Source organism: Jatrophihabitans sp., from assembly GCA_036399055.1.
GTDB lineage: Bacteria > Actinomycetota > Actinomycetes > Mycobacteriales > Jatrophihabitantaceae > Jatrophihabitans_A.
On the sequence record DASWNX010000035.1, the window covers coordinates 42,732 to 68,644 of the forward strand.

The 25,913-nt window shown below is 71.7% G+C and carries 30 protein-coding genes; 17 read left to right on the plus strand and 13 right to left on the minus strand.

Features of this window, described 5'->3' with window-relative positions:
- Positions 1–69: 69 nt before the first annotated feature.
- Together yaaA and VGB75_16035 are read right to left on the minus strand one after the other, a co-directional pair.
- Entirely contained in the window at positions 70–954 is an 885-nt protein-coding gene (yaaA, locus tag VGB75_16030; GenBank protein ID HEY0168553.1) for a peroxide stress protein YaaA, read from the minus strand.
- 147 nt (positions 955–1,101) lie between these two features.
- On the minus strand, positions 1,102–1,779 hold the full coding sequence (locus VGB75_16035) for an NUDIX domain-containing protein (protein HEY0168554.1): 678 nt from the start codon (positions 1,777–1,779) through the stop codon (positions 1,102–1,104).
- Between the two features lie 239 nt (positions 1,780–2,018).
- Here VGB75_16035 and VGB75_16040 point away from each other — a divergent pair, with 239 nt between their 5' ends.
- Both VGB75_16040 and VGB75_16045 read left to right on the plus strand, forming a co-directional pair.
- Complete coding sequence (locus VGB75_16040; GenBank protein ID HEY0168555.1) at positions 2,019–2,618, plus strand: hypothetical protein; 600 nt, start codon at positions 2,019–2,021, stop codon at positions 2,616–2,618.
- A gap of 41 nt (positions 2,619–2,659) precedes the next feature.
- On the plus strand, positions 2,660–3,019 hold the full coding sequence (locus tag VGB75_16045; protein HEY0168556.1) for a nuclear transport factor 2 family protein: 360 nt from the start codon (positions 2,660–2,662) through the stop codon (positions 3,017–3,019).
- Positions 3,020–3,083: 64 nt separating this feature from the next.
- Here VGB75_16045 and VGB75_16050 read toward each other — a convergent pair whose 3' ends face one another.
- Positions 3,084–4,127 carry a beta-ketoacyl synthase N-terminal-like domain-containing protein gene (locus tag VGB75_16050; protein HEY0168557.1) on the minus strand — a complete coding sequence of 348 codons (1,044 nt, stop codon included), beginning with the start codon at positions 4,125–4,127 and terminating at the stop codon, positions 3,084–3,086.
- A 280-nt stretch (positions 4,128–4,407) separates the two neighbouring features.
- On the opposite strand from VGB75_16050, the gene VGB75_16055 reads away from it, so the two are divergent.
- From VGB75_16055 to VGB75_16095, 9 genes are all read left to right on the plus strand, one after another.
- Entirely contained in the window at positions 4,408–4,674 is a 267-nt protein-coding gene (locus VGB75_16055) for an acyl carrier protein (GenBank protein HEY0168558.1), read from the plus strand.
- Entirely contained in the window at positions 4,671–5,924 is a 1,254-nt protein-coding gene (locus VGB75_16060) for a beta-ketoacyl-[acyl-carrier-protein] synthase family protein (GenBank protein HEY0168559.1), read from the plus strand. The genes VGB75_16055 and VGB75_16060 overlap by 4 nt, the downstream gene beginning before the upstream one ends.
- Complete coding sequence (locus VGB75_16065) at positions 5,921–8,083, plus strand: beta-ketoacyl-[acyl-carrier-protein] synthase family protein (GenBank protein ID HEY0168560.1); 2,163 nt, start codon at positions 5,921–5,923, stop codon at positions 8,081–8,083. Before VGB75_16060 ends, VGB75_16065 begins: the two co-directional genes overlap by 4 nt.
- The gene (locus VGB75_16070) at positions 8,080–8,898 is read left to right on the plus strand and encodes an alpha/beta hydrolase (GenBank protein ID HEY0168561.1); all 819 of its coding nucleotides are present in this window, start codon (positions 8,080–8,082) and stop codon (positions 8,896–8,898) included. The genes VGB75_16065 and VGB75_16070 overlap by 4 nt, the downstream gene beginning before the upstream one ends.
- A gap of 37 nt (positions 8,899–8,935) precedes the next feature.
- A complete protein-coding gene (locus tag VGB75_16075; GenBank protein ID HEY0168562.1) occupies positions 8,936–9,928 on the plus strand; it encodes a thioesterase family protein in 993 nt (330 codons plus the stop codon).
- Positions 9,925–10,335 carry a nuclear transport factor 2 family protein gene (locus tag VGB75_16080; protein HEY0168563.1) on the plus strand — a complete coding sequence of 137 codons (411 nt, stop codon included), beginning with the start codon at positions 9,925–9,927 and terminating at the stop codon, positions 10,333–10,335. Before VGB75_16075 ends, VGB75_16080 begins: the two co-directional genes overlap by 4 nt.
- Positions 10,336–10,380: 45 nt before the next feature.
- Positions 10,381–10,860 (plus strand): nuclear transport factor 2 family protein, encoded by a 480-nt coding sequence (locus VGB75_16085; GenBank protein ID HEY0168564.1) that lies wholly within the window; start codon positions 10,381–10,383, stop codon positions 10,858–10,860.
- Between the two features lie 7 nt (positions 10,861–10,867).
- Positions 10,868–11,143, plus strand: coding sequence for a ubiquitin-like small modifier protein 1 (locus VGB75_16090; protein HEY0168565.1), 276 nt, complete (start codon positions 10,868–10,870; stop codon positions 11,141–11,143).
- Between the two features lie 81 nt (positions 11,144–11,224).
- Positions 11,225–12,478 carry an NAD(P)/FAD-dependent oxidoreductase gene (locus VGB75_16095; protein HEY0168566.1) on the plus strand — a complete coding sequence of 418 codons (1,254 nt, stop codon included), beginning with the start codon at positions 11,225–11,227 and terminating at the stop codon, positions 12,476–12,478.
- 6 nt (positions 12,479–12,484) lie between these two features.
- On the opposite strand, the gene VGB75_16100 is transcribed toward VGB75_16095, so the two are convergent.
- The 3 genes from VGB75_16100 to VGB75_16110 are packed head-to-tail and all read right to left on the minus strand — an operon-like array spanning position 12,485 to position 15,440.
- Entirely contained in the window at positions 12,485–13,294 is an 810-nt protein-coding gene (locus VGB75_16100) for an SDR family oxidoreductase (GenBank protein HEY0168567.1), read from the minus strand.
- Between the two features lie 35 nt (positions 13,295–13,329).
- On the minus strand, positions 13,330–14,271 hold the full coding sequence (locus VGB75_16105) for a beta-ketoacyl synthase N-terminal-like domain-containing protein (protein HEY0168568.1): 942 nt from the start codon (positions 14,269–14,271) through the stop codon (positions 13,330–13,332).
- A complete protein-coding gene (locus VGB75_16110; GenBank protein HEY0168569.1) occupies positions 14,268–15,440 on the minus strand; it encodes a beta-ketoacyl-[acyl-carrier-protein] synthase family protein in 1,173 nt (390 codons plus the stop codon). The genes VGB75_16105 and VGB75_16110 overlap by 4 nt, the downstream gene beginning before the upstream one ends.
- Before the next feature lie 144 nt (positions 15,441–15,584).
- On the opposite strand from VGB75_16110, the gene VGB75_16115 reads away from it, so the two are divergent.
- Complete coding sequence (locus VGB75_16115) at positions 15,585–16,793, plus strand: cytochrome P450 (GenBank protein ID HEY0168570.1); 1,209 nt, start codon at positions 15,585–15,587, stop codon at positions 16,791–16,793.
- Positions 16,794–16,854: 61 nt separating this feature from the next.
- On the opposite strand, the gene VGB75_16120 is transcribed toward VGB75_16115, so the two are convergent.
- From VGB75_16120 to VGB75_16140, 5 genes are all read right to left on the minus strand, one after another.
- Positions 16,855–17,118, minus strand: coding sequence for an acyl carrier protein (locus VGB75_16120; protein ID HEY0168571.1), 264 nt, complete (start codon positions 17,116–17,118; stop codon positions 16,855–16,857).
- Between the two features lie 100 nt (positions 17,119–17,218).
- A complete protein-coding gene (locus tag VGB75_16125) occupies positions 17,219–17,596 on the minus strand; it encodes a hypothetical protein (GenBank protein HEY0168572.1) in 378 nt (125 codons plus the stop codon).
- Between the two features lies 1 nt (position 17,597).
- Positions 17,598–17,993, minus strand: coding sequence for a hypothetical protein (locus VGB75_16130; GenBank protein ID HEY0168573.1), 396 nt, complete (start codon positions 17,991–17,993; stop codon positions 17,598–17,600).
- Positions 17,993–18,307 carry a DsrE family protein gene (locus VGB75_16135; GenBank protein ID HEY0168574.1) on the minus strand — a complete coding sequence of 105 codons (315 nt, stop codon included), beginning with the start codon at positions 18,305–18,307 and terminating at the stop codon, positions 17,993–17,995. The genes VGB75_16130 and VGB75_16135 overlap by 1 nt, the downstream gene beginning before the upstream one ends.
- On the minus strand, positions 18,304–19,257 hold the full coding sequence (locus tag VGB75_16140) for an alpha/beta fold hydrolase (protein ID HEY0168575.1): 954 nt from the start codon (positions 19,255–19,257) through the stop codon (positions 18,304–18,306). The genes VGB75_16135 and VGB75_16140 overlap by 4 nt, the downstream gene beginning before the upstream one ends.
- A 113-nt stretch (positions 19,258–19,370) precedes the next feature.
- On the opposite strand from VGB75_16140, the gene VGB75_16145 reads away from it, so the two are divergent.
- From VGB75_16145 to VGB75_16160, 4 genes are all read left to right on the plus strand, one after another.
- Entirely contained in the window at positions 19,371–20,321 is a 951-nt protein-coding gene (locus tag VGB75_16145; protein ID HEY0168576.1) for a hypothetical protein, read from the plus strand.
- 20 nt (positions 20,322–20,341) lie between these two features.
- Positions 20,342–21,091 (plus strand): 3-oxoacyl-ACP reductase FabG, encoded by a 750-nt coding sequence (gene fabG, locus VGB75_16150; GenBank protein HEY0168577.1) that lies wholly within the window; start codon positions 20,342–20,344, stop codon positions 21,089–21,091.
- Positions 21,088–21,840, plus strand: a complete 753-nt coding sequence (locus VGB75_16155; protein HEY0168578.1) for a DsbA family protein — start codon at positions 21,088–21,090, stop codon at positions 21,838–21,840. Before fabG ends, VGB75_16155 begins: the two co-directional genes overlap by 4 nt.
- A gap of 147 nt (positions 21,841–21,987) precedes the next feature.
- Positions 21,988–23,034: a DUF4192 domain-containing protein gene (locus VGB75_16160; GenBank protein ID HEY0168579.1), complete on the plus strand. Its 1,047-nt coding sequence runs from the start codon at positions 21,988–21,990 to the stop codon at positions 23,032–23,034.
- Positions 23,035–23,051: 17 nt separating this feature from the next.
- On the opposite strand, the gene VGB75_16165 is transcribed toward VGB75_16160, so the two are convergent.
- Positions 23,052–23,750: a metal-dependent transcriptional regulator gene (locus tag VGB75_16165; GenBank protein ID HEY0168580.1), complete on the minus strand. Its 699-nt coding sequence runs from the start codon at positions 23,748–23,750 to the stop codon at positions 23,052–23,054.
- Positions 23,751–23,840: 90 nt separating this feature from the next.
- Here VGB75_16165 and VGB75_16170 point away from each other — a divergent pair, with 90 nt between their 5' ends.
- Entirely contained in the window at positions 23,841–24,683 is an 843-nt protein-coding gene (locus VGB75_16170) for a sulfurtransferase (protein HEY0168581.1), read from the plus strand.
- A 37-nt stretch (positions 24,684–24,720) separates the two neighbouring features.
- Here the strand turns inward: VGB75_16170 and VGB75_16175 are convergent, their stop codons facing one another.
- Complete coding sequence (locus VGB75_16175) at positions 24,721–25,737, minus strand: PHP domain-containing protein (protein HEY0168582.1); 1,017 nt, start codon at positions 25,735–25,737, stop codon at positions 24,721–24,723.
- Between the last annotated feature and the right edge of the window lie 176 nt (positions 25,738–25,913).

The following is a 25,913-nucleotide window of genomic DNA, read 5'->3' on the forward strand; positions in this document are numbered from 1 at the left end:
TCAAGGCCTCGATCTGACCGGGTTGAAAGCCGCGAGCCGGCCGGGTTGAAGCCGCGGGCCGGCCGGGGTTCAGCGCGCGAGCCGGCCGGGGTTCAGCGCGCGAGCCGAGCCGGGGTTCAGCGCGCGAGCCGAGCCGGTGACCCCGGCCGGCCCGGTGGCGGTGGCGGTGATCAGCTCCAGAGCCACGCCCAGCGGCGTGCGGCGCTCGATCAGGTCGCTGCCACCGGCGGCGGCCCAGGCCGCTGAGATGTCGGCGACGTCCTGGACCGGCTGGCCGGCGGCCCGGCGTTCCAGCAACGCGGCCGTGAGCCGGCCCTTGGCCAGCTTGGAGGCGAATGAGATCACCCCGAGGCTGCCGTCCGGCCTGGGGGAGAGCACCCGGACGCTGACCAGCTCGCCGGCCCGCGAGCCGCGGCCGGCCGGCTGCCACATCGCGGCGTAGTCGGCCGATCGCAGGTCGATCAGCAGCCCCCTGTCAAGCAGGGCCGGCATCACCGCCTCCAGCCGCGGCCGCCAGAACGTCGACAGCACGCCCAGGCCGGGCAGCGCGGCCTTGGCCGGAACCCGGTAGGCAGGCACCGGGTCGCCGCCCCGCAGCACCCCGAACAGGCCGGAGAAGATCAACAGCTCGCGGTCGGCCACCGCCCGGGCCGCCTGGCTCAGCGGCTGGAGGAACAGCCCGTCATAGACCACGCCCGCGTAGCGGTCCAGCGCAGCCATCGTCGGCGCCGTCCTGATCCGCCGGTTGTCAGCCAGGGCGTCGGCCGCGACCGAGTCGGGCAATAGCAGCGAGCGGGCCGCGTCGAGGTCCCCGTCACCGGCCAGCAGCCGGTCCAGGGCCTGCAGGACCAGGTCGCGGCTGTCCTGGATTGGCTGCCGTCGCCGACGGCGGGCCAGCGGCAGCCCCCGGCCACCGGGATTCTTGGACTCGCTGGGGGGAAGCAGGATGCGCACCCCGCAGACGCTAGCGGCGCCGGTCCGATCGCCTAGCCGCTGGCTCAGGCCAGCCGCCGGGCTCAGGCCAGCCGCCGGGCTCAGGCAGCCGCCGGGCTCAGGCAGCCGCCGGGCGCAGGCGAGCGCCGGCTCAGGCAGCCGCCGAGCTCAGGCCAGCAGCCGCAGATCCGCCGGCTCTTCCGCCAGGAACACCTGGCCGCGATCGGCGTAGGCGGGGGCGAGGCTGGCCGCCAGGTCGCCGGCGTAGACCACATGCGGCAGCAGCCGGGTCAGGCCGCCGCCGGACATTCCGGCGGGCAGCCGGTCGGTGGCGATGCCGGCCGCGCGCAGTTGCTCGAGCAGCGGATCGTCGGCGGTCTCCTGGCTCACCACCAGGAACAGCGGCGGGGGCACGTCCTGCAGGCGGTCCCAGGCGGAGGCGAAGCCGGGATGCAGCCGCAGATCGGCCACCTCGGCGACCGCGTGCCAGCGGACCGCCACGCTCTCGGCGTTCGCGGCGTAGGGCCGAACCGTCCGGGTGGCCTGGGCCACCACCGTGGTGTAGCTCCAGCCGTGGTGGTCATCGATGTAGACACCGATCGGGTCGATGTCGGCTGCCGACAGGTGCGCCTCTTCGGCTGCCTCGCGCAACGCCGCGGTGATCGCGTCCTCGTGGCTGTCGCGGGCGCCTCCCGGGATGCCCCAGGTGTCGCCCTGGTGAGTCCAGGGGGCGCGGTGCTGCAGGATCACCTGGTCATCGCTCATCAACAGCAACCCGGCGGCGCCGAAGCGGCCCCAGTGCCGGTGGCCGGCCGCGCAGGTGATCCACCCATCGCCGGAACTCATACGCTGTCCTTCGTCCGGCGGTCACAGGCCTTAGAGCTTATGTAGACGCCGACCCGCCAGGTCGCCTCTCGGCAAAAGGCCGCTCGTGGCGGCATAAGTGGGACCGGGGGCCATGGATCGGGTCGACGCCTGCCTTCAGTTTAGCCATCGATCCCGCCGCGGCGAGCCGGGTTGGCCCAGGAGCGAGTCGGGTTCGCCCGATGAGGTGGTCGGGCCGCACGCTCGCCTACCCTGTACGGGTGCCACCCGCTGACCGTCCGCACCGCCCGATCCGGCGGCCCGACCTCGAGCTGGCCGGCTCGGTCGAGTTCGAGCCGTTCGCCCGTGCCGAGCTCGCCGCTGCCACCGCGGCCGCGGTCATCAGCCACGGCCGGTCCGATGGTTCAGAGTCCCTCGTCGACCTGGCCGACCGGGTTGGCCTGGACACCCTTGCCGAGCTCTGGCGGATGGAACAGCCCTCCAGCCTGCCCGGCGCCTTGTGGGCGCTGTACCTGCTGCGCCGTTGGTGCCAGAGCAATGGTGACGAGGTCACCCGCCTGTGGCGGGCCGGCCGGCCCTACGCACCCGCTGACGAGGTGGTCGCCGGGGTCTCCGAGGACGCTGATCCGGCCGCCATCGAGGCGCTGGCCGACGCGGTGCTCAACGGCGCCTACCAGGGGGAGTTCGACGTCGCGCTGGAGCGCGCCGCCGCTTTCTTCCGCGTCATCGCCACCGGGCGCCGGGAAGCCGCCGGACCTGACGCGGAGGGTGAGCGCGAGCACCGGCTGGCCGACCGGAACGACGAGGTGGCTGACGGGTTGATGGTCGCGGCCCTGAACTGGCGGAAGAACCCGCTCTAGCCGGCCGGCGCCGGCTCGGCCAGCCTGTCAGAATCGGCGCCATGACCTCTGGTGAACCGCCTCGTTCCACCGGTGACCTCGACGAGTCCATCCGAGCGCACTGCGCCCTGTTCAACGCCTGCGTCGCCACCGGTGACTGGACCCCGTTCGTGGCCACCTTCGCCGAGGACGTCCGGATGGTGACCACGGTGGCGCCGGACCGGCCGATCGTCGGTCGTGAGCTGCTCGCTCGGATGTATGCCAAGCACCCACCGACCCAGGCGATGACGATGACCGCGATCGAGGTTCTCGACGACGACACGGCGCTGGCCCGGTTTCGCTGGGAGCGGGGTGGCGCCGGGGAGATGACGGTGCGCTGGCGGGACGGCCTGGTCGCCGACGTCTCCCTCCGCGACACCTGACCCGCAGGCAGGCGCAGACGCAAGCCCTGCTCAGACGCAAGCCCTGCTCAGACGCAAGCCCCGCTCAGACGCGGACCAGGGCGCAGCCGACCGAGCCGTCGATGCCCAGCGAGGTGATTAGGCAGGGCCGCACCGGGTCGCCGGCGGGCCGGTCCGTGGCGGCCACCGCCATGGCCGCGGCCAACTGGAACGCGCCCAGGGCGCTGAACGAGTTTCCGGTGCGGTCCGCGGCCACGATCCGCCGGCCGACGCCCGGCCCGCCGAGCGCCTGGTCCACCGCCGCCAGTTCGGCGCTGTCCAGCGTGCCGTCCCCGCTCTGCGCGAGGCTCACCAGCGCGATGTCCTCCGGCCGCAGCGCGTTGCGCAGCAGCAGCGCGCGGATCGTCCGGTCAAGCGCGGCCGACAGCGCTGGGGTGTCCGCGTCCAACTCCGCCGTGCCGAACTCGAAGTCGACCAGTTCGGCCGCGGCGGTCCCGCCGCCAGCTCCGCCCCGACCGCCGAGAAGGAACAGCACGCAGCCCTCGCCGAGCGGGTTGACCCCGCCGCCGGGCGCCGCCGCGCGGTGTCCACGGGTCACCTGCACACCGACCGAGACCGCGTCGGAGACCTCCTCGACGGCGCCGACCAGCAGAGTGTCGGCGTAGCCGAGGCGGATCATCCGGCTGGCGTACCGCAGGGCGACCAAGCCGGTCAGGTGCCCGGCGGCGATCGTGCTGTTGAGGCCGCGCAGCCCGTACCAGATCGCGGTGCGGCCGGCCGCGCTGTTCATCACGGTGTTCGGGAAGTCAGCCGGGTTCACCAGGTACGGCCGCTCCTGCACGAACGTGTCGCGGGTGAAGTCGACGATGCTGGCGATGCTGCCGGTGTTGGTGCCGAGGACCAGGCCGACCGACTCGCGGGCCTGCGGCTCGACCAGGCCGCCGTCGAGGACCATCCCGGCGGTGGCGATGACCAGCGACGTCATCCGGTCCAGCGTCCGAGTGCCTTTCTTGCCGATCAGCGTGGTCGGGTCGAACCCGGTCAGCAACCGACCGTCGGAGCCGGCCTGCTGGGAGCCGAGAAATCCGCGGGAGAAGTCGTCCTTACCTACTCCTAACCCGGATACCACGGACCAATCATAGATTTCTGCCGTGGAAAGCGCTGATCCAACCGAAACGGTCATGACTGGTCCTTTCGGGCGCCGGCGGTGAGGCGACGTGCTTCTGTCTACAAAGACAAAGTATTTGTGTCTGCGGGACGTGTACTTCTCTAGGCGAAGACCGTAAAGTGCGTACTTCTACACGGGAGACCGTTAGAGTGCCTGTCTACGACATGGCGTATTAGGTCATCGTATCTACTTCCCAGCATGTTCATACGGCACATGGCTGTTAATGCGAAGGGGCGACATAGTGACGGTTGTTACCGATGAGGACCAGCGGCGAATCAAAGAGATCGTCGTCGACATCTTGGAGCTCGATGAGGACGAGCTGACGGATACGAGCCTGTTCATCGAAGACCACGACGCGGACTCGCTGCGTGCGATCGAGATCCTCGCCTCCCTGGAGCGCGAGTTCAAGATCGTCATCGACCAGGCCGAGCTGGCCAGGATGGTCAACCTCGCAGGCGTCTACGAGGTGGTGTCCACGTCCGAAGGTTGGGACGAGCGAGCATCGTGACGGTGGCCCAGGACGCCCGGCGCCGGGTGGTGGTCACTGGGCTCGGCCCGCTGTCCAGCATCGGGGTGGGCGTCGAGGACTTCGCCGCCGGCCTCGCCGCCGGCGCCAGCGGGATCTCTCCGATCTCCGCCTTCGACACCACCGGTTTCGGATCAAACCTCGGCTGCGAGGTGCGCGACTTCGAACCGGAGCGCTACATCTCCCGGCTCGACCCCCGCACGCTCGGCCGCGCCTCCCAGTTCTCGGTGTCCGCGGCCAGCCTGGCATTGCAGGACGCCGGCGTCGACCCGGCTTCATTGGTCGACCGCCCGGGGGTGATCTCGGTAGGCACCACCGACGGCGAGTCCCAGGACCTCGACCAACTGGTGGAGATCTGCGTCCGCAAGGGCGTCGATGACCTGCCGCCGCAACGGGTGGCCCGGGTGCCGGCGAGCTGGCTGTCGGTGTCGATCGCCCGCGAGTTCGGCCTGCGTGCAGCAGAGACGGTGACGCTGCCGACTGCCTGCGCGGCGGGCAATTACGCGATCGGCTACGCCTTTGACGTGCTCCGGCTCGGCGAGGCTGAGTACGCGCTGTGCGGCGGCGCGGACGCGATGTGCCGCAAGACCTTCGCCGGGTTCTACCGGCTCGGCACGATCGCGCCCGAGGTCTGCCAGCCCTTCGACGCCGACCGCAAGGGCATCCTCACCGGCGAGGGCTCGGGCATGCTGTTCCTGGAGACGATGGAGAGCGCCCAGCGCCGCGGGGCCTCCTGGTACGCCGAGATCCTCGGCTACGGGCTGACCTGCGACGCCAGCCACCCGGTGGCCCCGGACCGGGGCAGCATCGGCGACTGCATGCGGCGGGCGCATCTGAACTCCGGCGTCACCCCCGCCGACGTCGACCTGGTCTCCGCCCACGGGACCGGCACCAAGGCCAACGACCTCACCGAGGCGGCCGCGGTCCGCGACGTGTTCGGCGAGCGGATGCCGCCGGTGGTGTCGATCAAGTCGATGATCGGCCACACGATGGGCGCGGCCAGCGCGCTGGCGACCATCGCCTGCTCGGTGGCGCTGGACCGGCAGTTCATCCCGCCGACGATCAACCACAACAGCACCTGCTCTGACTGCGCGGTCGACTGCGTGCCCAACACCGCGCGGCAGGCCCCGCTGCGGGTGGTGCAGAACAACGCGTTCGCCTTCGGCGGCAACAACGCGATCCTGCTGTTGGCCCACCGAGACGGGTACCAGCCGCGGCAGGGCGCGGCATGAGCTGGTCGATCACCGGCGCCGGGATGCTCAGCAGCCTGGGCGGCGATGTCGCCAGCTCCTACGCGGCGCTGTGCCGGGGCGAGACCGGGGTGGCCCCGCTGCGCTCGTTCGAGGCGGCGAAGTTCCGGGTGCGCCACGCCTACGAGGTGGCCGACCGGGTCGGCGGCAGGGACCGGCCGCGGCGGGCCTCGGACTGGCTGCAGGACGTGGTCGAGCAGGCGCTGGAGCAGGCCGGGCTGCGGCTGGGCGCCGACACCCGCCGGATCCCGGTGGTGGTCGGAACCGGGCTGGCCGAGCAGCGCTCCCTGGAGCTGTGGTGGCGGGGGGAGGCGCCGCTGACGGTGGACCAGCTCGACCTCAGCGTCGGCCTGGCCGACCTCGGCCCGACATACACATTCGTCAACGCCTGCTCCGCCAGCCTGTACGCGCTGGCGGTGGCCACCGACCTGCTCGCCCTCGGCGAGGCGGACGCGGTCGTGGTCGCCGGAACCGACGCGATCACCGAGAGCATGTTCGGCCTGCTGGACCGGGTGAACATGACACCGCCGACCGAGGTCCGGCCGTTCGACACCGAACGGCGCGGAGTCATCCTCGGCGAGGGCGCCGCCGCGATAGTGCTGGAGACGCCCGAGCACGCGTGCTCCCGCGGCGCGAGCGTGCTGGCCGAGCTGACCGGCGTCGGGACCAGCTGCGACGCCGACCACCTGACCGCTCCGCTGCTCGGCGGCATCCTGCGGGCGATGGGCGAGGCCCACCGACGCGCCGCGGCGACCCCCGGCGACATCGACGTCGTCTTCGCGCACGGCACCGGCACCCAGCTCAACGACGAGACCGAGGCCCAGGCGCTGCGTGAGGTCTTCGGCGGGCTGCCGCGCCGGCCGCTGGTGACCGCGCTGAAGTCGATGACCGGCCACACCTCCGGCGCTTCCGGCCTGATGAGCCTGGTGACCGCCGTCGAGTCGCTGGCCGACGGCCGGGTGCCGCCGACCCGCAACCACACCTCTGCGATCGAGTCGATCAGCTCATTCCCTGTCGTCACCGAGCCCACCGAGCGAACGGGCCTACGGCGGGCCCAGGTGGACGCGTTCGGCTTCGGCGGGGTGAACGCCGTCGCCGTGGTGGAGCGGCCGGCCTCCGACCGGCCGGCCCCCGACCGCTCCGCTTCCGACCGCGCCGCCCTGACCCGGCCGAGCGGCGTCGTGGTCAGCGCGCTCGGGCTGGCGGTTCCCGGCCTGGCCGGCGCCGCCGACCTGCTGTCTGTCACCCAGATCCCGCCGGCGTCGTTCACCCCGGCGGGCGTCGTCGGCAAGCGCGGCCTGCGTTACAAGGACCGGGCCAGCCAGCTGGCCCTGTGCGCGGCGGCGGCGACCCTGGACGAGGCGGGCCTGCCGCGGTCGCGGGCGGAGCGGACCGAGGGGGAGTCCTTCGGGGTGGTGGTGGCCACCACCAACGGCATCTCCGAGACGGTCTGTCGGGTGTCGGAGACGATCCACGACGGCGGTGCGGTCAGCGCCGCGCCGATGGACCTGCCCAACGCCTCCGGCAACGTGGCCTCGGCCTCGGTGGCGATCTGGTTCGGCTTCGAGGGCTTCAACCTCACGGTGGCCTCCGGGCCGACCTCCGGGCTGGACGCCATCTGGTTGGCGACGGCGGCGATCCGGGCCGGTCGAGCGCGCCGGATGCTCGTCATCGGGGTGGAGCCGGCGGCGGAGGCGGTGGACCGGCTGGTCGCCGAGACCGCCCGCCGCCACGGCGGCGCGGCGCCGCGGGTCTTCGACGGCGCGGCGGCGCTGCTGCTGGAGGACGCCGGCGCGGTGGCCGAGCGCGGCGGCCGGGTGCTGGCCACCGTCGGCGGCTATGAGCGGGGTCCTGACCTGGACACGGCGGCGTGCGGCGCCCTGGCGGGGGACCGGCCCGGGCTCTGGCTGACCCCGTGCGGCGGCCACGGCGGGACCAAGACCGAGCTGGCCGAGCTGACCGGCGCCGACACGGTGGGACTCGACGACCTGGTCGGTGAGGCCCTCGCCGCCTACGGGGTGCTGCAGGCTGCGGCGGGCGCCAGTTGGCTGGCCGGTCGGCCCGGCACGCGCGCGCTGCTGACCAGCGGCGGCTGCTGGGGCGGCGAGTACGCCGGACTCACGCTGGTGAGCGCCCGATGACGGCGCGACGGGCCGCCCGGCTCGCCGCCGCAGGCCTGTCCGGCCCCGGCTGGGTCACCGCCGAGCAGGTCCGCAAGGCCTCCGGCGAGCCGACGATGCGGATCGGTTTCCTGCACGGGCTGCGGGAGAACACCCGATGTTGGGAGCGGGTCGTCGCGCTGCTGCCCGAGGACGTCGACGCCTGGGTGTTCCAGCTTCCCTGGGACGGCGCCCACGGCGACGACTGGGCGCTGGAGCGGGACCCGGGCGTGTGGATCGAGCGGGCGCTGCAGCAGGCGCCGGAGCCGTTCACCGTCCTGGTGGCGCACTCGTTCGGCGCGAACGTGCTGCTGGACTACCTGGACGCCAACGGGGCCCCGGACGAGCTCGGGCTGGTGCTGCTGGCGCCGTTCTACCGGGCGAGCCGGGAGGCCTTCGACTGGACGTTGATCAGCTATTACCTCAACGACTTCCACCACTTCCTCGCCAGCGGGATGACCGCCCGGCGCACCCGGCCGATCGATCCCGACGTGCTGCTGGGCATGAGCGAGAAGGTGCGCGGCTGGGTCGGCCCGTACGGCTGGCTGCGCTTCTTCGAACTGTTCTCCCGCACCCCGATGCTCGACCTGGAGGCGCTGACCCTGCCGTGCGCGGTCGTCGGCGGCGAGCTCGACGTCGCCTCCTACCCGGCCGACTGCCTCGCGTTGGCCGACGCACTGCCCAACGCCACCGTCGAGATCCTGCCCGGCTGCGGCCACCACCTGATGCTGGACGCGCCGCAGCGGGTGGCCGTGCTGATCCGGGAGCTGGCGCAGCGGCGGCGCCAGGCGGCATGAACCGACGCGACAGCAGCCGAGAAGGAGGACGCACCGAATGACGACATCCACCGCGCAGGTGGTCACCGCGCAGAGCAGGCCGCGGTACGAGGGCTCCAACATCAACACCTGGATCGGCTTCAAGCACGTCATGTACGTGATCGAGGAGGCCGTCCTGGACTTCTTGCGTCAGTCCGGCCGGTCGCCGCAGGAGCTGTACGAGTCCTACGGCCTGGGGGTCGACATCGTCGACTCCGACGCCCGGATCCTCACCGCGCTGCACATCGACGACGTCACCCGCACCGAGGTCACCCAGCAGCCCGACGACGGCAGCGGCGAGCTGGCCTTCCGGACGGTGACCTACGTCGACCGGGCCGGCCAGAACGGCGCCGCGACGGTCAAGGCGGTGACCGCGAAGGTCCGCCTGGTGCTGCGCAAGGCGGCGGACGCGCCGGAGACGCCGGCTGACCTGGCCCCCATCACGGTCGCCGAGATCCGCCGGGGCCCCGCCCAGTCGCAGCCGGCGGGCGCTGGCGACAGCGGGGCGACGCTGGTCGGCCGCGGCGTGGTGGGCCCGGCTGACGAGGTGGCCAGGGCGCTGGGCGAGGGCCGCAACGCGGTGGTCTGGCGCTGGCGGATCCCGTACTTCTACTGCCACTTCAACGAGCGGATCCAGCACTCGGGTTACCTGCGGATCATGGAGGAGGTCGTCGACCTCTTCCTGGCCGAGCGGGGCATCTCCATCCGCACCCTGCTCGCGGGCCAGCGCTGGATCCCGGTCGTCCCGCAGGCCCGGGTGGAGATCCTGCGTGAGGCGCTGATGGAGGAGGAGCTCTACACCGTGTTCACGGTGGAGACCGTCTTCAAGGACCTGACGTACACAGCCGCGATGGACTGCTACGTCGTCCGCGACGGCGAGTTGCTGCACACCGCCACCGGCCGGATCACCCACGGCTACGCGGTGACGCTGGACCGGCACAACTGGCAGGTGGTGCCGTTTGACGCCAAGACGATCGCGGCGCTGAACAACGAGCAAGGAGGTGCGGTGTGAGCAGTCCTAGTCCCTGGGTCAACCTGGACCGGGCCAAGCGGGCGATCGAGCTCTTCCACGCGGGCAAGGTCGAGCTGATGCGGCCGATGCTCGCCGAGGACGTCCTCTGGCGGGTGCCGCACAGCCACCCGCTGGCCGCCGACATCGTCGGGATCGACAACGTGCTGGCGTTCTTCAAGCGCGTGCAGACCGACACCGATCGCACGTTCCAAGCCGAGGTGCTGGAGTTGCTCGGCAACGAGCGCAACATCTTCTGCCTGATGCACGTCCGCGCCAAGCGCGGCGGCAAGACGCTAGACCAGAAAGTGATCAACATCTGGAAGCTCCGGCCCGAGGACGGCAAGGTCTACGAGCGGGAGCTGTACATGGAGGACCAACCGGCCTCCGACGAATTCTGGGCGTACTGACTCGGTGCGCCGCCTCACCCACCTGTCCAGCGGAAGGGAACACCCATGACGTCGATCAAGAACGTCACCACTCTCACGGCCGACACCGCCGTGGATGTGGCCAAGAGCTACAAGGGCACCTCGATGGCCGACCACCCGATGATCAAGCTCCTCGCCGCCGGCCACGTCCGGTACGGCAAGCTCAGTTTGGACTTGCTCCGTAAGGGCATCGCTGACGACGTGGTGTGGTACACCCCCGGGGACCACCCGCTGTCGGGAAGGATCGTCGGCATCGAGGGCGTCCTGGACTGGCTGCGGGAGAGCGCCGAGGTCACCGACGGCACCTTCCGGGTCGACATGCACCGCATCGTCGCCGACGACGAGGTGGCCGCGGTCATCTCGACCTACCGCGGCGAGCGCAAGGGCATGATCCTGGAGATGCCGGGCGTGCAGACCTTCCGGCGTGACATGACGACGAACAAGATCGTGGAGGCCCGGATCTGGGTCTATGACGACGTGTTCGTCAACAAGTTCTGGTCGGCGTGAGACCCGGATGCGCATCAAGCTCCCAGCCGCGCTGAACCAGGGAGGCTCGCCCGGGATGGTCAATCTCGACATCCCGGCGCAGTCCACCCTTGGTTCGGTGCTGCAGGATCTGGAGAGGCACATCCCCGGCGCGACCAGCAAGATAGTCAGCACGGACGGCAAGCTGTACGGCTACGTCAACCTGTACGTCAACGGCGACGACGTCCGTCACGGCAAGGGGCTGGACACCCCGGTCAGCGAGCACGACGAGGTGCTCATCCTGCCGGCGATCAGCGGCGGATAGCGACGCGGCCCGCGACCGCGGGTCGCGTCACGAGGTGAGGTCCTGGCGGCGACGAGCCGCGCTGACGAGGTGGAGGTCCTGGTGACGACGAGCCGCGCCGATGATCGTGCAGATTACGACGTGATCGTCGTCGGAGCCCGTTGCGGCGGCGCTCCGACGGCGATGCTGCTGGCGCGGCTCGGTCACCGGGTCCTCATGGTTGACCGGGTGACCTTCCCCAAGGACACCATCTCCTCGCACTTCGTCCACGCCTACGGCGTCGCCAGGCTCGCCCGCTGGGGCGTGCTGCCGGCGCTGCTGCGCACGGGGTGCCCGCCGGTCAACCTGATGACCTCCGACTGGGGGGAGATCACGCTCACCGGCACGCCTCCGCCGTACGAGGGGATCGACTTCGGCCTCTGCCCCCGCCGGTACATCATCGACGAGCTGCTCAACTCGGCCGCCGTGGAGGCGGGAGCCGAGTTCGAGGAGGGCTTCAACGTCGTCGGCCTGCTCGGTGACGGCGACCGGGTCACCGGCGTCCGCGGCCGGAGGAGGACCGGCGCCGAGGTGGAGGTCACCGCCCGGTACGTGGTCGGCGCCGACGGAATGCACTCATTCGTCGCGCGCGCGGTCGGCGCGGCGGAGTACGACACGGTCCCTCGGCTGACCACCACGTTCTACAGCTACTTCGAGAACCTGCCGATGGACCGGCTGCTGATCCACTGGCGGCCCGGCCGCTGCGTGCCGGCGATCCCCACCCACGACGGCCTCACGGTCGTGCTGTGCGGCTGGTCCTACGACGGCTGGCAGGAATACCGCCGCGACATAGAGGGAAACTACTTCCGCACCATCGAGAGCCAGGCGAGCCCGGAATTCGTGGAGCGGGTGCGCAGCGCGAAGCGGGTCGCCAAGATCGTCGGCCACCACCATTCGGAGAACTTCTTCCGCAAGCCCTACGGGGCCGGCTGGGCGCTGGTGGGCGACGCCGGCTACCACAAGGACCCGGTGACGGCGTTGGGCATGTCCGACGCGTTCCGCGACAGCGAGTTCCTCGCCCAGGCGCTGGATGAGACGCTGTCCGGGCGGCGGCCGGCGGCCGAGGCCCTCGGCGACTACGAGCGTCGCCGCAACGAGGCCGGCAAGCCGCTCTACGACTACACGATCGAGCAGGCCCGGTACGAGCCGCTGGCCGGCACTCGCAAGGCGGTGCTCAAGGCGCTGGCGAACAACGAGGAGGACCGCAACCGGTTCTTCGGCGTGCTGGCCGGCAGCGTGTCGGTCGAGGAGTTCTCCTCGTTCACCAACATGAAGCGGATCCTGACCAAGGCGGCCGACTTCGCCGACGCGGGCTGATCGGGCTCACACCGTCAGGATCTCGCCGCCGTCCACCCCGATCACGTTGCCGGTCAGCCATGACGACCCGGCCTGGGCCAGCAGCGCGATGACGTCGGCGACGTCCTCAGGGGTGGTCAGCCGGCCGTGCGGGTTGGCCGCCCGGGCCCGCTCGCTCAGCTCCTGGCTCTCCGGGATCCGCAGGAACGACGGGGTGAGGGTGATGCCGGCCCGGATCGCGTTGACCGCGACCCCGCGTGGGGCCAACTCGACGGCGAGCTGGCGCACGTGCGACTCCAGCGCGGACTTCGCCGCCGACACCGCGCCGTAGGAGCGGGCCACCCTCGCCGTGCCGGAGCTGGTCATCGCGAAGATCCGGCTGCTCTGGCCGAGCAGGCCGACCCGCAGCAGGTCCTGCGTCCAGTAGACCAGGCTGTTCGCCATCACCGTCATGGTCATGTCCAGCTGCCGCTGGGTCAGCGTCTGGTCGGCGTCGGCACCGTCGGCGTCGGGCAGGTACGGCGCGAGGGCGCCGAAAGCCAGGGAGTGCACCAGCACCCGGACGCTGTCGGCGCCGACCCGCTCGATGATGTCGGGCAGCACCCGGTCCCGGCCGGCCTGGCTGGCCGCGTTGTCGTTGACCAGGTGGACCTGCACGCCGTAGCCGGCCAGTTCCGCCCGCAGCGCCTCGACCTCGCGCAGCCGCTGGCCGGTGTCCAGGTGCACGCCGATGATGTGGGAGCCCGCCTCAGCCAGCCGCAGCGCGCAGGCGCGTCCCATTCCACTGGACGCGCCGAGGATCACGCTCCAGCTACCGGCCAGCTTCTGCTCGGGCACAGGCTCTCCTCTTTCCAGGCGGGGGTGGGTGATTTCTAGGCAGGGGGGCGTAGCAGGACGGCGGCCACGTGCCCGTGCGGGCTGGCGGCGAGCACCAGCCCGCCGGCCGGCGCAGCCGCCAGGCCGGCCAGCTGCAGCAGCGGCGAGACGGTGAAGTCCCGGCCGTCGGCGCCGGTCAACTCCGCCTCGAGCAGCTCGATCCCGGCCTGCTTTGCCCATGACCGGCAGGCGTCGTCGACCTGGTCGCGCAGCCGGAACGACCCGGCCGGCGGCGCGTACGGCAGTGGGCCGGTCGCCCCGGCCAGCAGCGCGTCCAGCCGGGCGCCGAGCAGCGCCACCGGGTCCAGGCCCGGGGCGGCGAAGACGGAGAACCCTCCGGCCACCTCCGGACCGGTCCGCGGCGCCGCGTCGTCCGCCCGCTCCAGCACCACGCAGCAGGCGCCCTCACCGGCGGCGCCCGCGCCGATCGCCTCGGCGGCGGTGTCCGCCGGCCGCTCCTCGACCGCGCCGGCGATCCCCGCCCGTGCCCGGCCGCGCAGCAGCGCCGAGCGCATCGTGAGCACCGCCTCCAGGCCTGCGACCATCGGGTTGGTCAGCGTCAGGTTGAACGCGCGCAGCCCGTGCCGCATCGAGATCTGGCTGGCCGGGATGTTCACAGAGAAGGCCGGCGCCTCGGCCGGGCTGATCGCGTCGGCGCCCTCGTCGGCCACGATCCGGTCGAACCGGGCGACCACCGGGGCGGCGGCGAAGTTGGTGCCGATCGCGACGCCGACGTCCTCATCGGCCAGCGACCCGGGGTGAAAGCCGGCGTCGGACATCGCGAGCCCGGCGGCGGCCAGCACGTACCGGGTGGCTGGGGTGAGGTAGCGCCATCCGCGCGCGCCCAGGTGCGGCACCGGGTCGAACCAGGGCTCGGCGCCGCCCGGCTCCGGGTGCACGAAGCCGGCGCCGGTGAGCAGCACCGTGGCGGCGGTCACCGGCCCACCAGGACCGAGCAGTTGTTGCCGCCGAAGGCGTAGGCGTTGACCAGCACATGTCGCGGGGCCGGGGCCAGCGGCGCCGGCCCGGACAGCTCGATCACGCATTCCGGGTCCGGCCGGCCGAGGGGCACGTTCGGCGGGATGGCGCCCCGGTCCAGGATCAGCATCGCGGTGAGCAGCGAGAACGCGCCGGCCGCGCCGCCGGTGTGGCCCAGCATCGCCTTGAGGCTGTAGACCGGCACGGTGGCGGCGCTCGGGCCGAGCACCTGGTGCAGCGCGCGGCTCTCCACCACGTCGTTGAGCGGGGTCCCGGTGCCGTGCGGCACCACGCAGCCCACGTCGGCCGGGTCCACCCCTGCCTCGTCCAGCGCGGTGCGCATCGCCCGGGCGATCTGCCGGGCGCCGGCGTCCGGCGCGGTCGGGTGGTGGCCGTCGCAGCTCCAACCCGAGCCCTCCACGACACCGTAGTGCCGGTCCCGGCCGCGGGCCCGCGCGTGCGACTCCGACTCCAGCACCAGGAACGCCGCGCCCTCGCCGAAGATCGTGCCGACCCGGTCGGCGTCGAAGGGCCGGCAGCGCTCAGGGTCCAGCGCGCCCAGCCGGTTGAAGCAGGCCACCCCGACCCGGGTGTAGCCGTCGGCGCCACCGGCCAGCACCACGTCCGCGGCGCCGGTCGCGATCGCCTCCACCGCCAGGCTCACCCCGTAGGCCGAGGCGGAGCATGCCGTGCTCACGCTGATCATCGGGCCGGCGAGCCCGTACCGGGCAGCCAGCATCGAGCCGACCTTGAACGTGTACGCGTCCAGGCCCTGCGGCGTGCTGTCGGCCAGCCGGGCCTGCTCAGGCAGGCTGCAGTCGCCTACCCCGGTGCCCACCGCGACCCCGACCCGGGACGGGTCCGGCAGGTCGGCAAGGCCGGCGTCGGCCAGCGCCGCGCCGCCCGCGTGCACCGCGAAGGCAGACGTCCGGCCGGGCGAGCCGGCGCCGTCCGTGGGCGGCTCGGGAACCGGGCCGATCCCGTAGAGCAACCGGTTGCGCATCCGCGCGCCAGGGTCATCGACTGGTCGCGGGGTGCTGGTCGCGCTCAGCAGCCCGGACCAGTAGCTGTCCAGATCCATACCCAGGCAGGAGGCGACTCCTAGGCCGGTGACCAGCACCCGTTCCACACGCGGCTCCTTGCCGGAGGATCGGTTGAGATCCTCCAGATCCTGACGCTATAAGGCCAAAGTCTATCGGTAAAACCTCTATCGTCTGGTGCATACGGTTACAACCGCAAGCTCCCGGACACCGGCACATGAGCAGGAGTGGGCATGACTTCCACAGCCCCCGTCTATGACCCCCGAACCCCCGGCTTCGTCGCCGACCCCTATCCGCACTACGCCCAGTTGCGGGCGGAGAACCCGGTGCATCGCACCCGGTTCGGCTTCGTCCTGCTCACCCGGCACAGCGACCTGCGGGCGGCCTACGACAGTCCGACGCTGTCGCGCAACACCCGGCTGTGGGACGGTTTCTCCGGTTGGCGGCGGGGCAGCGAGGACGGCCCGCTGGAGCGGATGATGCAGAGCTGGCTGGTCATGATCGACCCGCCCCGGCACACCCCGCTGCGGGCGATCCATGAGGCGGCCTTCAGCCGGGACCGGATCGCCGCCATGCAGGCCGACGTGGAGAAGATCGTCGGTGACCTGCTCGACGACGCCACGGCCGCCGGCGGGATGGACGCCGTGGCCGACTTCGCCGACCGGATCCCGGTCTATGTCATCAACCATATGCTGGGCATTCCACGGCAGGATTGGGATCGGTTCGTCGGATGGTCGCGGGCGATCGCGCAGACCTCGGAGGCGTTCCTCACCCGAGCCGTGCTGGCCGAAGGCAAGCAGGCGCTGCAGGCCATGCACGACTACTTCCAGCCGCTGGTCCAGGACCGACGGCGGTACCCGGGCCAAGACGTGCTCACCGCGCTGGCCACCGAGGAGTCCGACGGCGTGCGGCTGACCGAGGACCTGTTGCTGGACAGCCTGATTTTCCTTTACCAGGCTGGCCATCCGACCGGCGGCCAGCTGCTCGCGCTCGCCCTGCACTCGTTGCTGCGACACCCGGACCAGCTGCAGCTACTGCGGGCCGACCGATCCTTGCTGCCCGGCGCTGTCGAGGAGCTGCAGCGCTTTGACGGGCCGGTGCAGATGAACGACCGGGTGGCGGTCACCGACCAGGAGTTCGCCGGACTGGAGCTGCGCGCCGGTGAGCTGGTCCGGCTGTGCATCGCGGCGGCCAACCGTGACCCGCAGCGGTATCCCGATCCGGACACACTGGATCTGGGCCGCGACGCCGATGGCCAGCTCGGCTACGGCCGCGGGCTGCACTACTGCATCGGCGAGCAGCTCGGCCGGCTTCAGACCCGGGTGGCGATCGACGCGCTGCTGGAGCGGGCACCCGGCCTGCGGCTGGCCGACGGCGAAGAGGTGACCTTCCTGCCCTCGGTCAGCAACCGCGGTCTGGCGCGGATGGCGGTCCGCTTCTGAAGCCGAGGCCCCCGGCTGGGCAGCGGGCCTGTCGACCCAGGCTCGCTGCCCCGCCTCGGTGTCAGCTGGCGGCGACCTTGGAGGAGACGAGTTCTCGGACCTGGGCGAAGGAGGAGATGTTCTTCAGCTCCTCCTCGTCGAGTTCGATCTTGTACTTCTTCTCGAGGGCCACCATTACTTCCAGCGCCATGAGGGAATCGACATTCAAGTCCTTAACGAAATCGGCGTCGTCGGTGACTGCGCTCGAATCGACGTCTAGGACTCCCGCGACCAGATCGCGAAGCTCCTCCGTGTTGACAGTCTCGGTCGGGCTTACGGACATCATTCGCCCCCTGAATGGGTTGTGTGTGGGAACAGGACTTTCAAGAGCAAGGCGGAGTCTAACCTGCGAACGCCCTTGTAGACAGGGTTTGCCAGGGTCTGCGCTAGAGGTACCACAAACGGTCATAGCCGGCGCAAATATGGCCTAATTCGGCGTCATTAACTAATTCGACCGAGGGCAGCAGCTTTCGCCCTGCCAGGCCGAGGGCGGCCAGCGAGGAGCCAGACACCAGCACCCGCGCGCCCGCGGCGGCCAGCCGGCCGATCGCCGCTGAGTAGTCAGGCGTGTGCTCGAGGACCGCGCCGCCGAGCCGCAGGGGCGGCGCCGCTGGCGCGTCCACCGCGTACCCCGCGGCGGCGCCGCGCATCAGCACGTCCGTCGGGTGCTGCTGGGTGAGCCCCTCGACCAGCCAGAGCGCGTGCGCGTACTGCTGCTCCACCCGGCCCCGGTGGGCCCGCTCCAGGATCACCAGCACCGACACCTCACTTCACCCCGAAGACCAGGCTCGTGTCGGCGGCGACCGCCCGCCGCATGAACTCATAGGGCGGGCGGACCCGGACCCCCGGCATCTGGTCGAGGGTGCCGCGCTCCTCGGCGCAGTAGCGGCAGACCAGCCAGTCCAGCGAGTCGCCGGCCCAGTCCAGCAGCCCGCTCGCCAGCGCGGCGGTCGAGGGGTACCGCACATCCCAGTCGTTGGCGTTTCGCGGCCGGGTGGGGCCCAGGGCGGCGGTGGTCAGCGCGGTGGCGTAGCCGCAGGTCCACACCGTGACCCGGTGCTGCTGCCGGACCGCCTCGTCGGCGATGCGCAGCGCGGTGGTCAGCTGGTCGGACTCGTACGGAGCGCCGATCAGCCCCAGGAACAGTGAGCGAGCGGCCATCAGTGCCAGACCGGGACCACGTCCGGCGCCATCAGCAGCCTGACCATGTCCGGCGCCCCGCCCAGGCGCACCTCGCCGGCCGGCTCGGGCAGGCCGCGGACGGCCAGCGAGTGGTCATCGGCCCAGACCTGCACCCCGGCCTCGTGCAGCGCGTCCAGAGCCGCGGTCCGGCCCACCATGGTCACCGCGTTCTGCACCAGGAAGACCGCCACCGGGTGGCCCTCGCCGCGCAGCTGGCCGGCCAGCGCCAGGGCAGCCGGCACGTCCGGGCTGTCCAGGTCCGAACGGCTCTCCAGGAACAGGTAGGACCTCACGCGCCGACCGCTTCGACCGGTGGCGGCCCGAATGCCTTCTCCAGCAGCCCCAGCACGCGCCGCCCGTACTCCTCCGAGGCCACCACCAGCGCGGTGACGTGGTTGGCCCGCGGCACCATCCAGAGCTCCGCTTTGGGATACCAGCGCAGTTGGTCGCGCACGTCGTCGGGCCGGACCACGGGGTCCTCGGCGCCGGCGATGAACAGCAGCTCGATCGAGTGGTCGGCGAACTCCTGCGGCCATGCCTCCGGCCGCAGGAACGCCAGCGAGGCCAGGGTGAAGGCCTGTCTGCCGATCCGGAACAGGATCGGGCCGCGGTGCTCGACCGGCAGCCGAGACCGGCCGGCCGCGTACATCCGCCGGATGGTGGCCTTGATGTCGAGAGTCGGGCCGCTGTCGCAGACCACCGCGCGCACGGTCTCCGGCTCCAGGTTGGCGACCGCCAGGGCCGTCCAGGCGCCCATCGAGAACCCGACGCAGGCGATCTTGGCCCCGGCCAGCTCGGGCCGCTGCATCAGATGCCGCACCACGTGGTGGAAGTCGATCGCGTAGCGCGGCGACTGCCCGCGCCACCAGTCGCCGTCCCCGCTCTCTCCGTGGTTGCGCATGTCGAAGGTGGCCACGTGATAGCCGGCCTCGTGCAGCACCTTGACCAGCGGCATCACCATCCCGCTGTCGCGGGCCATGCCGTGACCGAGGACCACCACGTTCCGGGCGCCGGCCCGCGGCACGAACCAGCAGGCCAGCCGGACGCCGTCGGCGCCGTGGACCCAGACCCGCTCTGCCGAGAGCCCCAAGGAGGCGGGCGTGTGCCGCGGTGGCCGCCGTTTCGGGTGGTAGATCCGCCAGGCGCCGACCACCGCTTGGCTGATGACCTGGGCCACCGGCACGATCCGGACGACCTCGCGGAGATCGCCGAACCGACCTGGGCCGGACCGCTGCGTAGTCACTTGCCCACCACCTGTCCTTCCGACGGTGGGTAAGTTACCAGGCGGTCTGAAAGTGCCGCAGATTTTCAGTTTGGGTCCTAGGATGGCCGGAATCCGGAGTGGAAGGAGCGCACGTGAGCTCACCGGTCTGGCCCCGGGCGACCCCGCTCGCCGCGCCGGTCGTGGTCGAGTGCCAGGCTGCCGGCCGCGCGGACTCCGTCTTTCTGCTGGACCCCGCTGAGCCGCTGCTGGCCGGGCACTATCCCGGCTTTCCGATCCTGCCGGGTGTCTGCCTGGTGGAGTGCGCGCACCGGACCGCGCTGGCCGCGGTCGGGGACCCCACCGCCGAGCTGCGTGAGATCGAGTCGACCCGCTTCATCGGCCCGGTGCTGCCCGGTGACACCGTGCGCACCGAGGTCCTCGCGGAGGCCGTCGAGGGCGGCTGGCGGTGCCGGGCGCAGGTGTTCGCCGAGCGCCCCGGCGTCTCCGGCCGGCAGAAGGCCGCCGTGGTCCGGCTGCGGTACGGCAGCGCCGCCGACGCCGACGCCGGCGGCTCCGACGCCGGCCTTGGCGGGCCCGCGCTTCCCGCGCCCGGCCGTGGAGCGTTGGACACCGCCGGAGTCAAGCGCCTGCTGCCGCACCGGTTCCCGATGCTGCTGGTCGACTCGGTGCTGACGGCGGTCCTCGGTGAGTCGGTGGTCGCGCTCAAGACGGTCACCGTCAACGAGCCGTGCTACGCCGGCCTGGGAGAGGACAGCGCCGACCACGGTTACCCGCCGACTCTGCTGGTTGAGTCCTGGTGCCAGGCCGCTGCCCTGCTCGTCTGCCTGGACGCGCCCAACCCCGACGTGTTGACCGGGCAGGTGGCGTTGTTCGGCGGCATCAGCGGCTTGCGGTTCGGCGCGCCCGTGCGCCCCGGCTCGCAGCTGGTGCACCGGGCCTGGCCGGTGAAGCTGTTGGACAACGCGGCCGTGCTGAGCGGCGCCGCCGAGGTCGCCGGCCGGACGGTGCTCGAGGTCGACGCCGTCACCATCGCCTTCCGCGAGGCAGGCGCGCTGCGCGCCGCCGCCGCGACCGGGTCCTGAGGTCAGGGAGAGGAGTACGAGTGGAGGACAACGGCAGCCGCCCCGTCGCGCTGGTCACCGGGGGTTCCAGAGGCATCGGCCGGGCCGTGGTCCTCCGACTGGCCCAGGACGGCTACGACGTCGCGTTCACCTACCACCAGCGGCCCGACGCCGCCGAGGAGGTCGCCAAGGAGGCGGCCCTGGCCGGCGCGCGCACGCTGTCCCTGCAGGTCGACGTGCGCGAGGCCGACGCGGTCGGGCGCGCGGTGAAGCAGACCGAGCGGGAGCTGGGACCGATCGCGACGGCGGTCGCCTGCGCCGGCATCATCCGCGACACCCCGCTGGTGCTGGCCTCGGCCGAGGACTGGACCGAGGTGCGCTCCACCAACCTCGACGGCACGTACCACCTCTGCCGGGCGGTGATCTTTCCGATGATGAAGCGGCGCGCAGGCTCGATCGTCACGCTGTCCTCGGTCATCGGCCTGTCCGGCAACGCGACTCAGGTCAACTACGCCGCCGCCAAGGCCGGCATCATCGGGATGACCCGCTCGATCGCCCGAGAAGTCGGCCGGCACGGGATCCGCGCCAACGTGGTGGCCCCCGGCTTCATCGAGACGGACATGACCGCGGGGCTGCCGGAGAAGGTCCGGGCCCGCAACCTCGAGCAGATCCCGCTGGGCCGGATGGGCACCGCCGCGGAGGTCGCCGAGTTGGTCGGTTTCCTGGTCTCGCCGAAGGCCGGCTACGTGACCGGGCAGGTGTTCTGCGTCGACGGCGGGATCATCATATGAGCCGAGCCCCCCGTGAGCCGGTCTTCTACTTCTCGCTGCGCAGCCCGTACTCCTGGCTGGCCTACCGCGACCTGCTGGCCCGCTATCCCGACGTCGCCGAGCGGGCCCGCTGGGAGCCGTTCTGGGAGCCCGACGAAAGCTGGCGGCGGACTCTGACCGAGGCCGGCGGTCGTTTCCACTACGTGGACATGTCCCGCGCCAAGGCGATGTACATCCTGCAGGACGTCCGGCGGCTGGCCCAGGAGCGGGGGCTGGCGATCAGCTGGCCGATCGACCGGGCGCCCCGGTGGGAGGTCGCGCACCTGGCCTTCCTGCGGGCCCGCCGGTGCGGCGCCGGCCGGCCGTTCGTCGACGCGGCGTACCGGGCGCGTTGGGAGCAGGGCCGCGACATCAGCGATCCGGCCACGATGGGGGAGATCGCCGCCGAGCTGGGCCTTGACCCCCAGGCGCACGCCTGCGCGGCCGATGACCCCGAACTGCGCCAGGAGGCGCTGGAGGCGCTGCTCGCGCTGGACCGCGACGGGGTGTTCGGAGTCCCGTTCTTCACCCTCGGCCGGGACCGGTTCTGGGGCTTGGACCGGCTGGCGAACTTCGCGGCGGCGGTGCGCGCCACCCCCGCGGCCGTCGAGTCGCCGGCCAGCGTCGAAGCGGCGCCGGTCGAGCAGGAGGACCGCGTGGAGGCCGCGAGGGAGCCCGACGAGCTGGTCAGGCCGGGCGGGGACGCCGGGCACGCGGGCGGCTGCGGCTGACCTGCCGGCGCGCAGAGCCCCGCCCAGAAGGCGCCGCTCAAGCCGGCCGGCTTTCCGCCAGGGGGCTGTGGACGGCCCTGGCCGGGGTTGTCCACAACCTCGCGTTCCGAGCTGGTCAGGCCGGAGATGAGCGGCAGGCTCGCGGGTATGACCTCCTGCGCCCTTCCCCGTATCCGAGTCGGTGACCCCGGCGAGTTGATCGAGACGATTCCTTACCTCCTGGGTTTCCATCCGCGCGAGAGCCTGGTGTTGATCGGTCTGGCCGACGCCGCTGACGGCTCCGAGCCGCAGCAGGTCCAGGTGACTGTCCGGCTCGACCTGCCCGAGCCGCCGACTGCCGGCCTGGACGTCGGGGCCCTGCGGCCGTTGAGCGATGTGCTGCGACGCGCGGACTCCCAGGCGATGGCCGCCGTGCTGGTGACCGACTCGGTGCGGGGCGACCCACGGGAGTCCGGCGAGCTGCTGGCCTGTCGCGACCTGTTGTCGCTGGCGATGGCAGAGGCAGGCATCGACGTCCTCGACGTGCTGGTGGCCACCGAGCGTCGCTGGTGGTCGCTGTGTTGCCAGCAGCTCGACTGCTGCCCCGGCGCCGGGCGAGAGCGGAGGCTCGGCAGCTCGGCAGCCGCTGCCCAGGCGACCTTCGCCGGGCTGGTGGCGCTGCCCGACCGGCAGGCTATGGCCGCCACCCTGGCCGGTCGCGACGCCGAGCAGCGATCGAGGTTGCGGCCGCTGCTGGCCGAAGCCGAACGCAGCCAGGCCCGGCGGAGCCAAGCCGACGCCACGCCCGAGCCGGCAGCCGACCGGCGTTGGGCTCAGGTGAGCGCGCTGCTGGCGGCCATGGCCCAACCGCTGGCTGAGCTGACCAGCGAGCAACTGGTCGCCCACGCGGTGGCGTTGACCGATCCGGCCGTGCGGGACGCGCTCTGGCTGGCCATCGACGAGGGCTCTGCCTCAGCCGGCCGGTTGATGACCGAGCTGCACACCAGGTTGCCCCCGCCCTACGACGCCGCGCCGCTGTTTCTCTTCGGCTGGTCGCAATGGCGGGCGGGCAACGCGACGCTGGCGATGATGGCCGCCGAACGGGTGCTGGAGTCCCAGCCCGGTTACTCAGCCGCCCTGCTGCTGGCGACCGCGGCGCAACGGGGCCTTGACCCTCGCACCGTGCCGGCCTTGCGCCAGGGCCGCTCCAGTTGAGCGGCGCAGCTCAGCCCTCAGGCCGGCACCGTCACGAAGATGTGCCGCGCCACCTCGTCCAGCACCAGCTCGCTGTCCGGAGCGCCGGCCACGTGCAGGCCGTCGGGCACTCTGGTCACCGCGACCGACAGCCCGGGAGTCACCCCGGACTCCGACAGCTGACGCATCAGCTCGACGTTCGGCTGCAGCAGCTCGCTGATCCGCTCGATCCGGACCGTCACCTCATCAGTTGTCACCGAGGCGGCCAGCGTCGCCAGCGTCGCCCACACCGCGTCATCGGTGGGCAGGCCGAGGTCCTCGAGCCCGGGAATCGGGTTGCCGTGCGGGCAGATCAACGGACCCTCGAGCATCGCCACGATCCGACGCTCCACGGCGTCGCTCATCACGTGCTCCCAGCGGCACGCCTCGACGTGCAGCTGATCCCATTCCAGTCCGATGACGTCGTGCAGCAGCCGTTCGGCCAACCGATGCTTGCGCATCACCGACACCGCCAGATGCCGACCGCGGTCGGTGAGCAACAGGTGGCGGTCGCTCTCGACCTGCAGCAGGCCGTCGCGCTCCATCCTGGCGACCGTCTGGCTGACCGTCGGCCCCGATTGGCTCAACCGCTCGGCGATCCGGGCCCGAAGCGGCGTGACGCCCTCTTCTTCCAACTCATAGATAGTGCGCAGGTACATCTCGGTGGTGTCGATCAAGTCGCTGTGGTGGTGATTCACTTGCCGACCCCTTCCCCAGAGCTCCCGTGCCGGACCGTCGTGCGTGCGCCGCCGCATCCGGTAGTCGATGTCCATGTTAGAACCGTCGGCATGACCCCTCATTCCCAACGCGCCCTCATCAGCGTCGATGAGCTGGCGGCCGACATCGGACGACGAGCCGGTCTGGTCCTGCTCGATGTCCGCTGGCAGGTGGCCGGCCCCTCCCAGTATCCGCTCTATCTGACCAGTCATCTGCCGGGGGCCCACTGGTGCGACCTCGACGCCGACCTGGCCGACCCGCCGGGAGCCGCAGGCCGGCACCCCTTGCCCGACCCGCAGCGGCTGGAGGCCAGGCTACGAGCCTGGGGTGTCGAGCCGCAGTCTGAGATCGTGGTCTATGACCAGGGCAACTCGGTGGCCGCGGCCAGGGCCTGGTGGGTGTTGCGCTGGGCCGGGTTGGGACAGGTCCGAGTGCTTGACGGCGGATTCGACGCCTGGCTCGGCGGCGGTCATCCGGTCGAGGCCGGACCGATGCCACCGGCCGCGGGCACGGTCAGCGTCGAGCCGGGCAGCCTGCCGACGCTCGATGCCGACACGGCCGCGTCCTGGGCCGGCGCCGGCCGGTTGTTCGACGTCCGGGCGGCCGAGCGGTTCCGCGGCGAGGTGGAGCCGATCGACCCGGTCGCCGGTCACATCCCGGGCGCGGTCAACCTGCCCACCACCGCCAACGTGGGGCCCTCAGGGCATTTCCTGCCTGAGCCTGAGTTGCGCCAGCGCTTCCAGGCGGCGGGCGCGGCCAACCAGGACGCGCCGGTCGGGGTGTACTGCGGCTCCGGCGTCACGGCGGCTCACACCGTGCTGGCGATGCGGCTGGCCGGCATCGAGGCGGTGCTGTACCCCGGCTCGTGGAGCGAGTGGATCACCGATCCGGATCGGCCGGTCGAAACCGGCTGACCAGTCACCCGGCCGTCCTGGCGTGGCAACCGGCGCGCTACCGGTCCCGGTTGGCCCACTCCAGCAGCTTGTCCACCGGCCAGGTGTTGATCACCCGGTCGGGCGGCACCTCGCATTCGGCGGCCCGGGCGCATCCGTAGGGCTGCCAGTCCAGCTGGCCGGGCGCGTGCCCGTCGGTGTCGATGCTGAACAGGCAGCCGGCTTCGACAGCCTGCCGAAGCAGTTCCCGGGGCGGGTCCAACCGCTCGGGCCGGCTGTTGATCTCCACCGCCACGCCGTGCTCGGCGCACGCCGCGAACACCACGGCGGCGTCGAAGGTGCTCTGCGGCCGGGGCTTGGCCCCCAGCAACCGGCCGGTGCAGTGCCCGAGGATGTCGGTGTGCCGATTCTGGATGGCCGTCACCATCCGGCGGGTCATCGCCGCCGAGTCCATCCGCAGCTTCGAGTGGACCGAGGCCACCACCACGTCCAGCCGCTCCAGCAGGTCAGCGCTCTGGTCCAGGCTGCCGTCGTCGAGGATGTCGACCTCGATACCGCTCAGCAGCCGGAAGGGGGCGAGCCGGGGCGCCAGCGACCGCAGGATCTCCAGCTGGCTGACGAGCCGCTCGGCAGTCAGGCCGTTGGCGACCGTCAGCCTGGGGGAGTGGTCGGTCAGCGCCAGGTACTGGTGCCCCAGCTCGATGGCCGTGATGGCCATCTCCTCGATCGGGCTGCCTCCATCGCTCCAGTCTGAGTGGCTGTGCAGGTCACCGCGCAGCGCCTCCAGCAGCCGCTGCCCGGCAGGGTCCAGGTCGACCAGCGGCCCTTCCCGCTCCTCCAGCTTGGCCAGATACTCCGGCACTCGGCCCGCGGCTGCCTCGGTGATCACCCCGGCCGTCACCTGCCCGATGCCGGCCAGCTCGGCCAGGCTGCCTGCCCGCAACCGGTCCTCCAACTGCTCGGCGTTGGTCAACGCGACCTCGGCGGCCCGCCGGAACGCCCGCACCCGATAGGTCGGGGCGTGACTGCGCTCCAGCAGGAACGCTATCCGGCGCAACGCTGTGACAGGGTCCACTCGCTCACCGTAGAGAGGGGGCAAGCTCCGCTTTCACCGACCCCGCCGGGCCGCCGCGGGTGGGGCCGCTCGTGCGGCGCAGGAGCTGAAGACAGGCGCCCAGCCGAAACGTCACCGCCCGGCGCCTCGAGATGAACGAGACGCCGGGCGGGCTGGCGCTGTCTGAGCGTGATCCA

Excerpts from the sequence above, each read along its gene's own strand:
- VGB75_16035 (HEY0168554.1), bottom strand. The coding sequence starts at position 1,779 with ATGAGTTCCGGCGATGGGTGGATCACCTGCGCGGCCGGCCACCGGCAC.
- VGB75_16045 (HEY0168556.1), top strand. The coding sequence starts at position 2,660 with ATGACCTCTGGTGAACCGCCTCGTTCCACCGGTGACCTCGACGAGTCC.
- VGB75_16065 (HEY0168560.1), top strand. The coding sequence starts at position 5,921 with ATGAGCTGGTCGATCACCGGCGCCGGGATGCTCAGCAGCCTGGGCGGC.
- VGB75_16070 (HEY0168561.1), top strand. The coding sequence starts at position 8,080 with ATGACGGCGCGACGGGCCGCCCGGCTCGCCGCCGCAGGCCTGTCCGGC.
- VGB75_16075 (HEY0168562.1), top strand. The coding sequence starts at position 8,936 with ATGACGACATCCACCGCGCAGGTGGTCACCGCGCAGAGCAGGCCGCGG.
- VGB75_16085 (HEY0168564.1), top strand. The coding sequence starts at position 10,381 with ATGACGTCGATCAAGAACGTCACCACTCTCACGGCCGACACCGCCGTG.
- VGB75_16090 (HEY0168565.1), top strand. The coding sequence starts at position 10,868 with ATGCGCATCAAGCTCCCAGCCGCGCTGAACCAGGGAGGCTCGCCCGGG.
- VGB75_16115 (HEY0168570.1), top strand. The coding sequence starts at position 15,585 with ATGACTTCCACAGCCCCCGTCTATGACCCCCGAACCCCCGGCTTCGTC.
- VGB75_16120 (HEY0168571.1), bottom strand. The coding sequence starts at position 17,118 with ATGATGTCCGTAAGCCCGACCGAGACTGTCAACACGGAGGAGCTTCGC.
- VGB75_16130 (HEY0168573.1), bottom strand. The coding sequence starts at position 17,993 with ATGGCCGCTCGCTCACTGTTCCTGGGGCTGATCGGCGCTCCGTACGAG.
- VGB75_16155 (HEY0168578.1), top strand. The coding sequence starts at position 21,088 with ATGAGCCGAGCCCCCCGTGAGCCGGTCTTCTACTTCTCGCTGCGCAGC.
- VGB75_16160 (HEY0168579.1), top strand. The coding sequence starts at position 21,988 with ATGACCTCCTGCGCCCTTCCCCGTATCCGAGTCGGTGACCCCGGCGAG.
- VGB75_16170 (HEY0168581.1), top strand. The coding sequence starts at position 23,841 with ATGACCCCTCATTCCCAACGCGCCCTCATCAGCGTCGATGAGCTGGCG.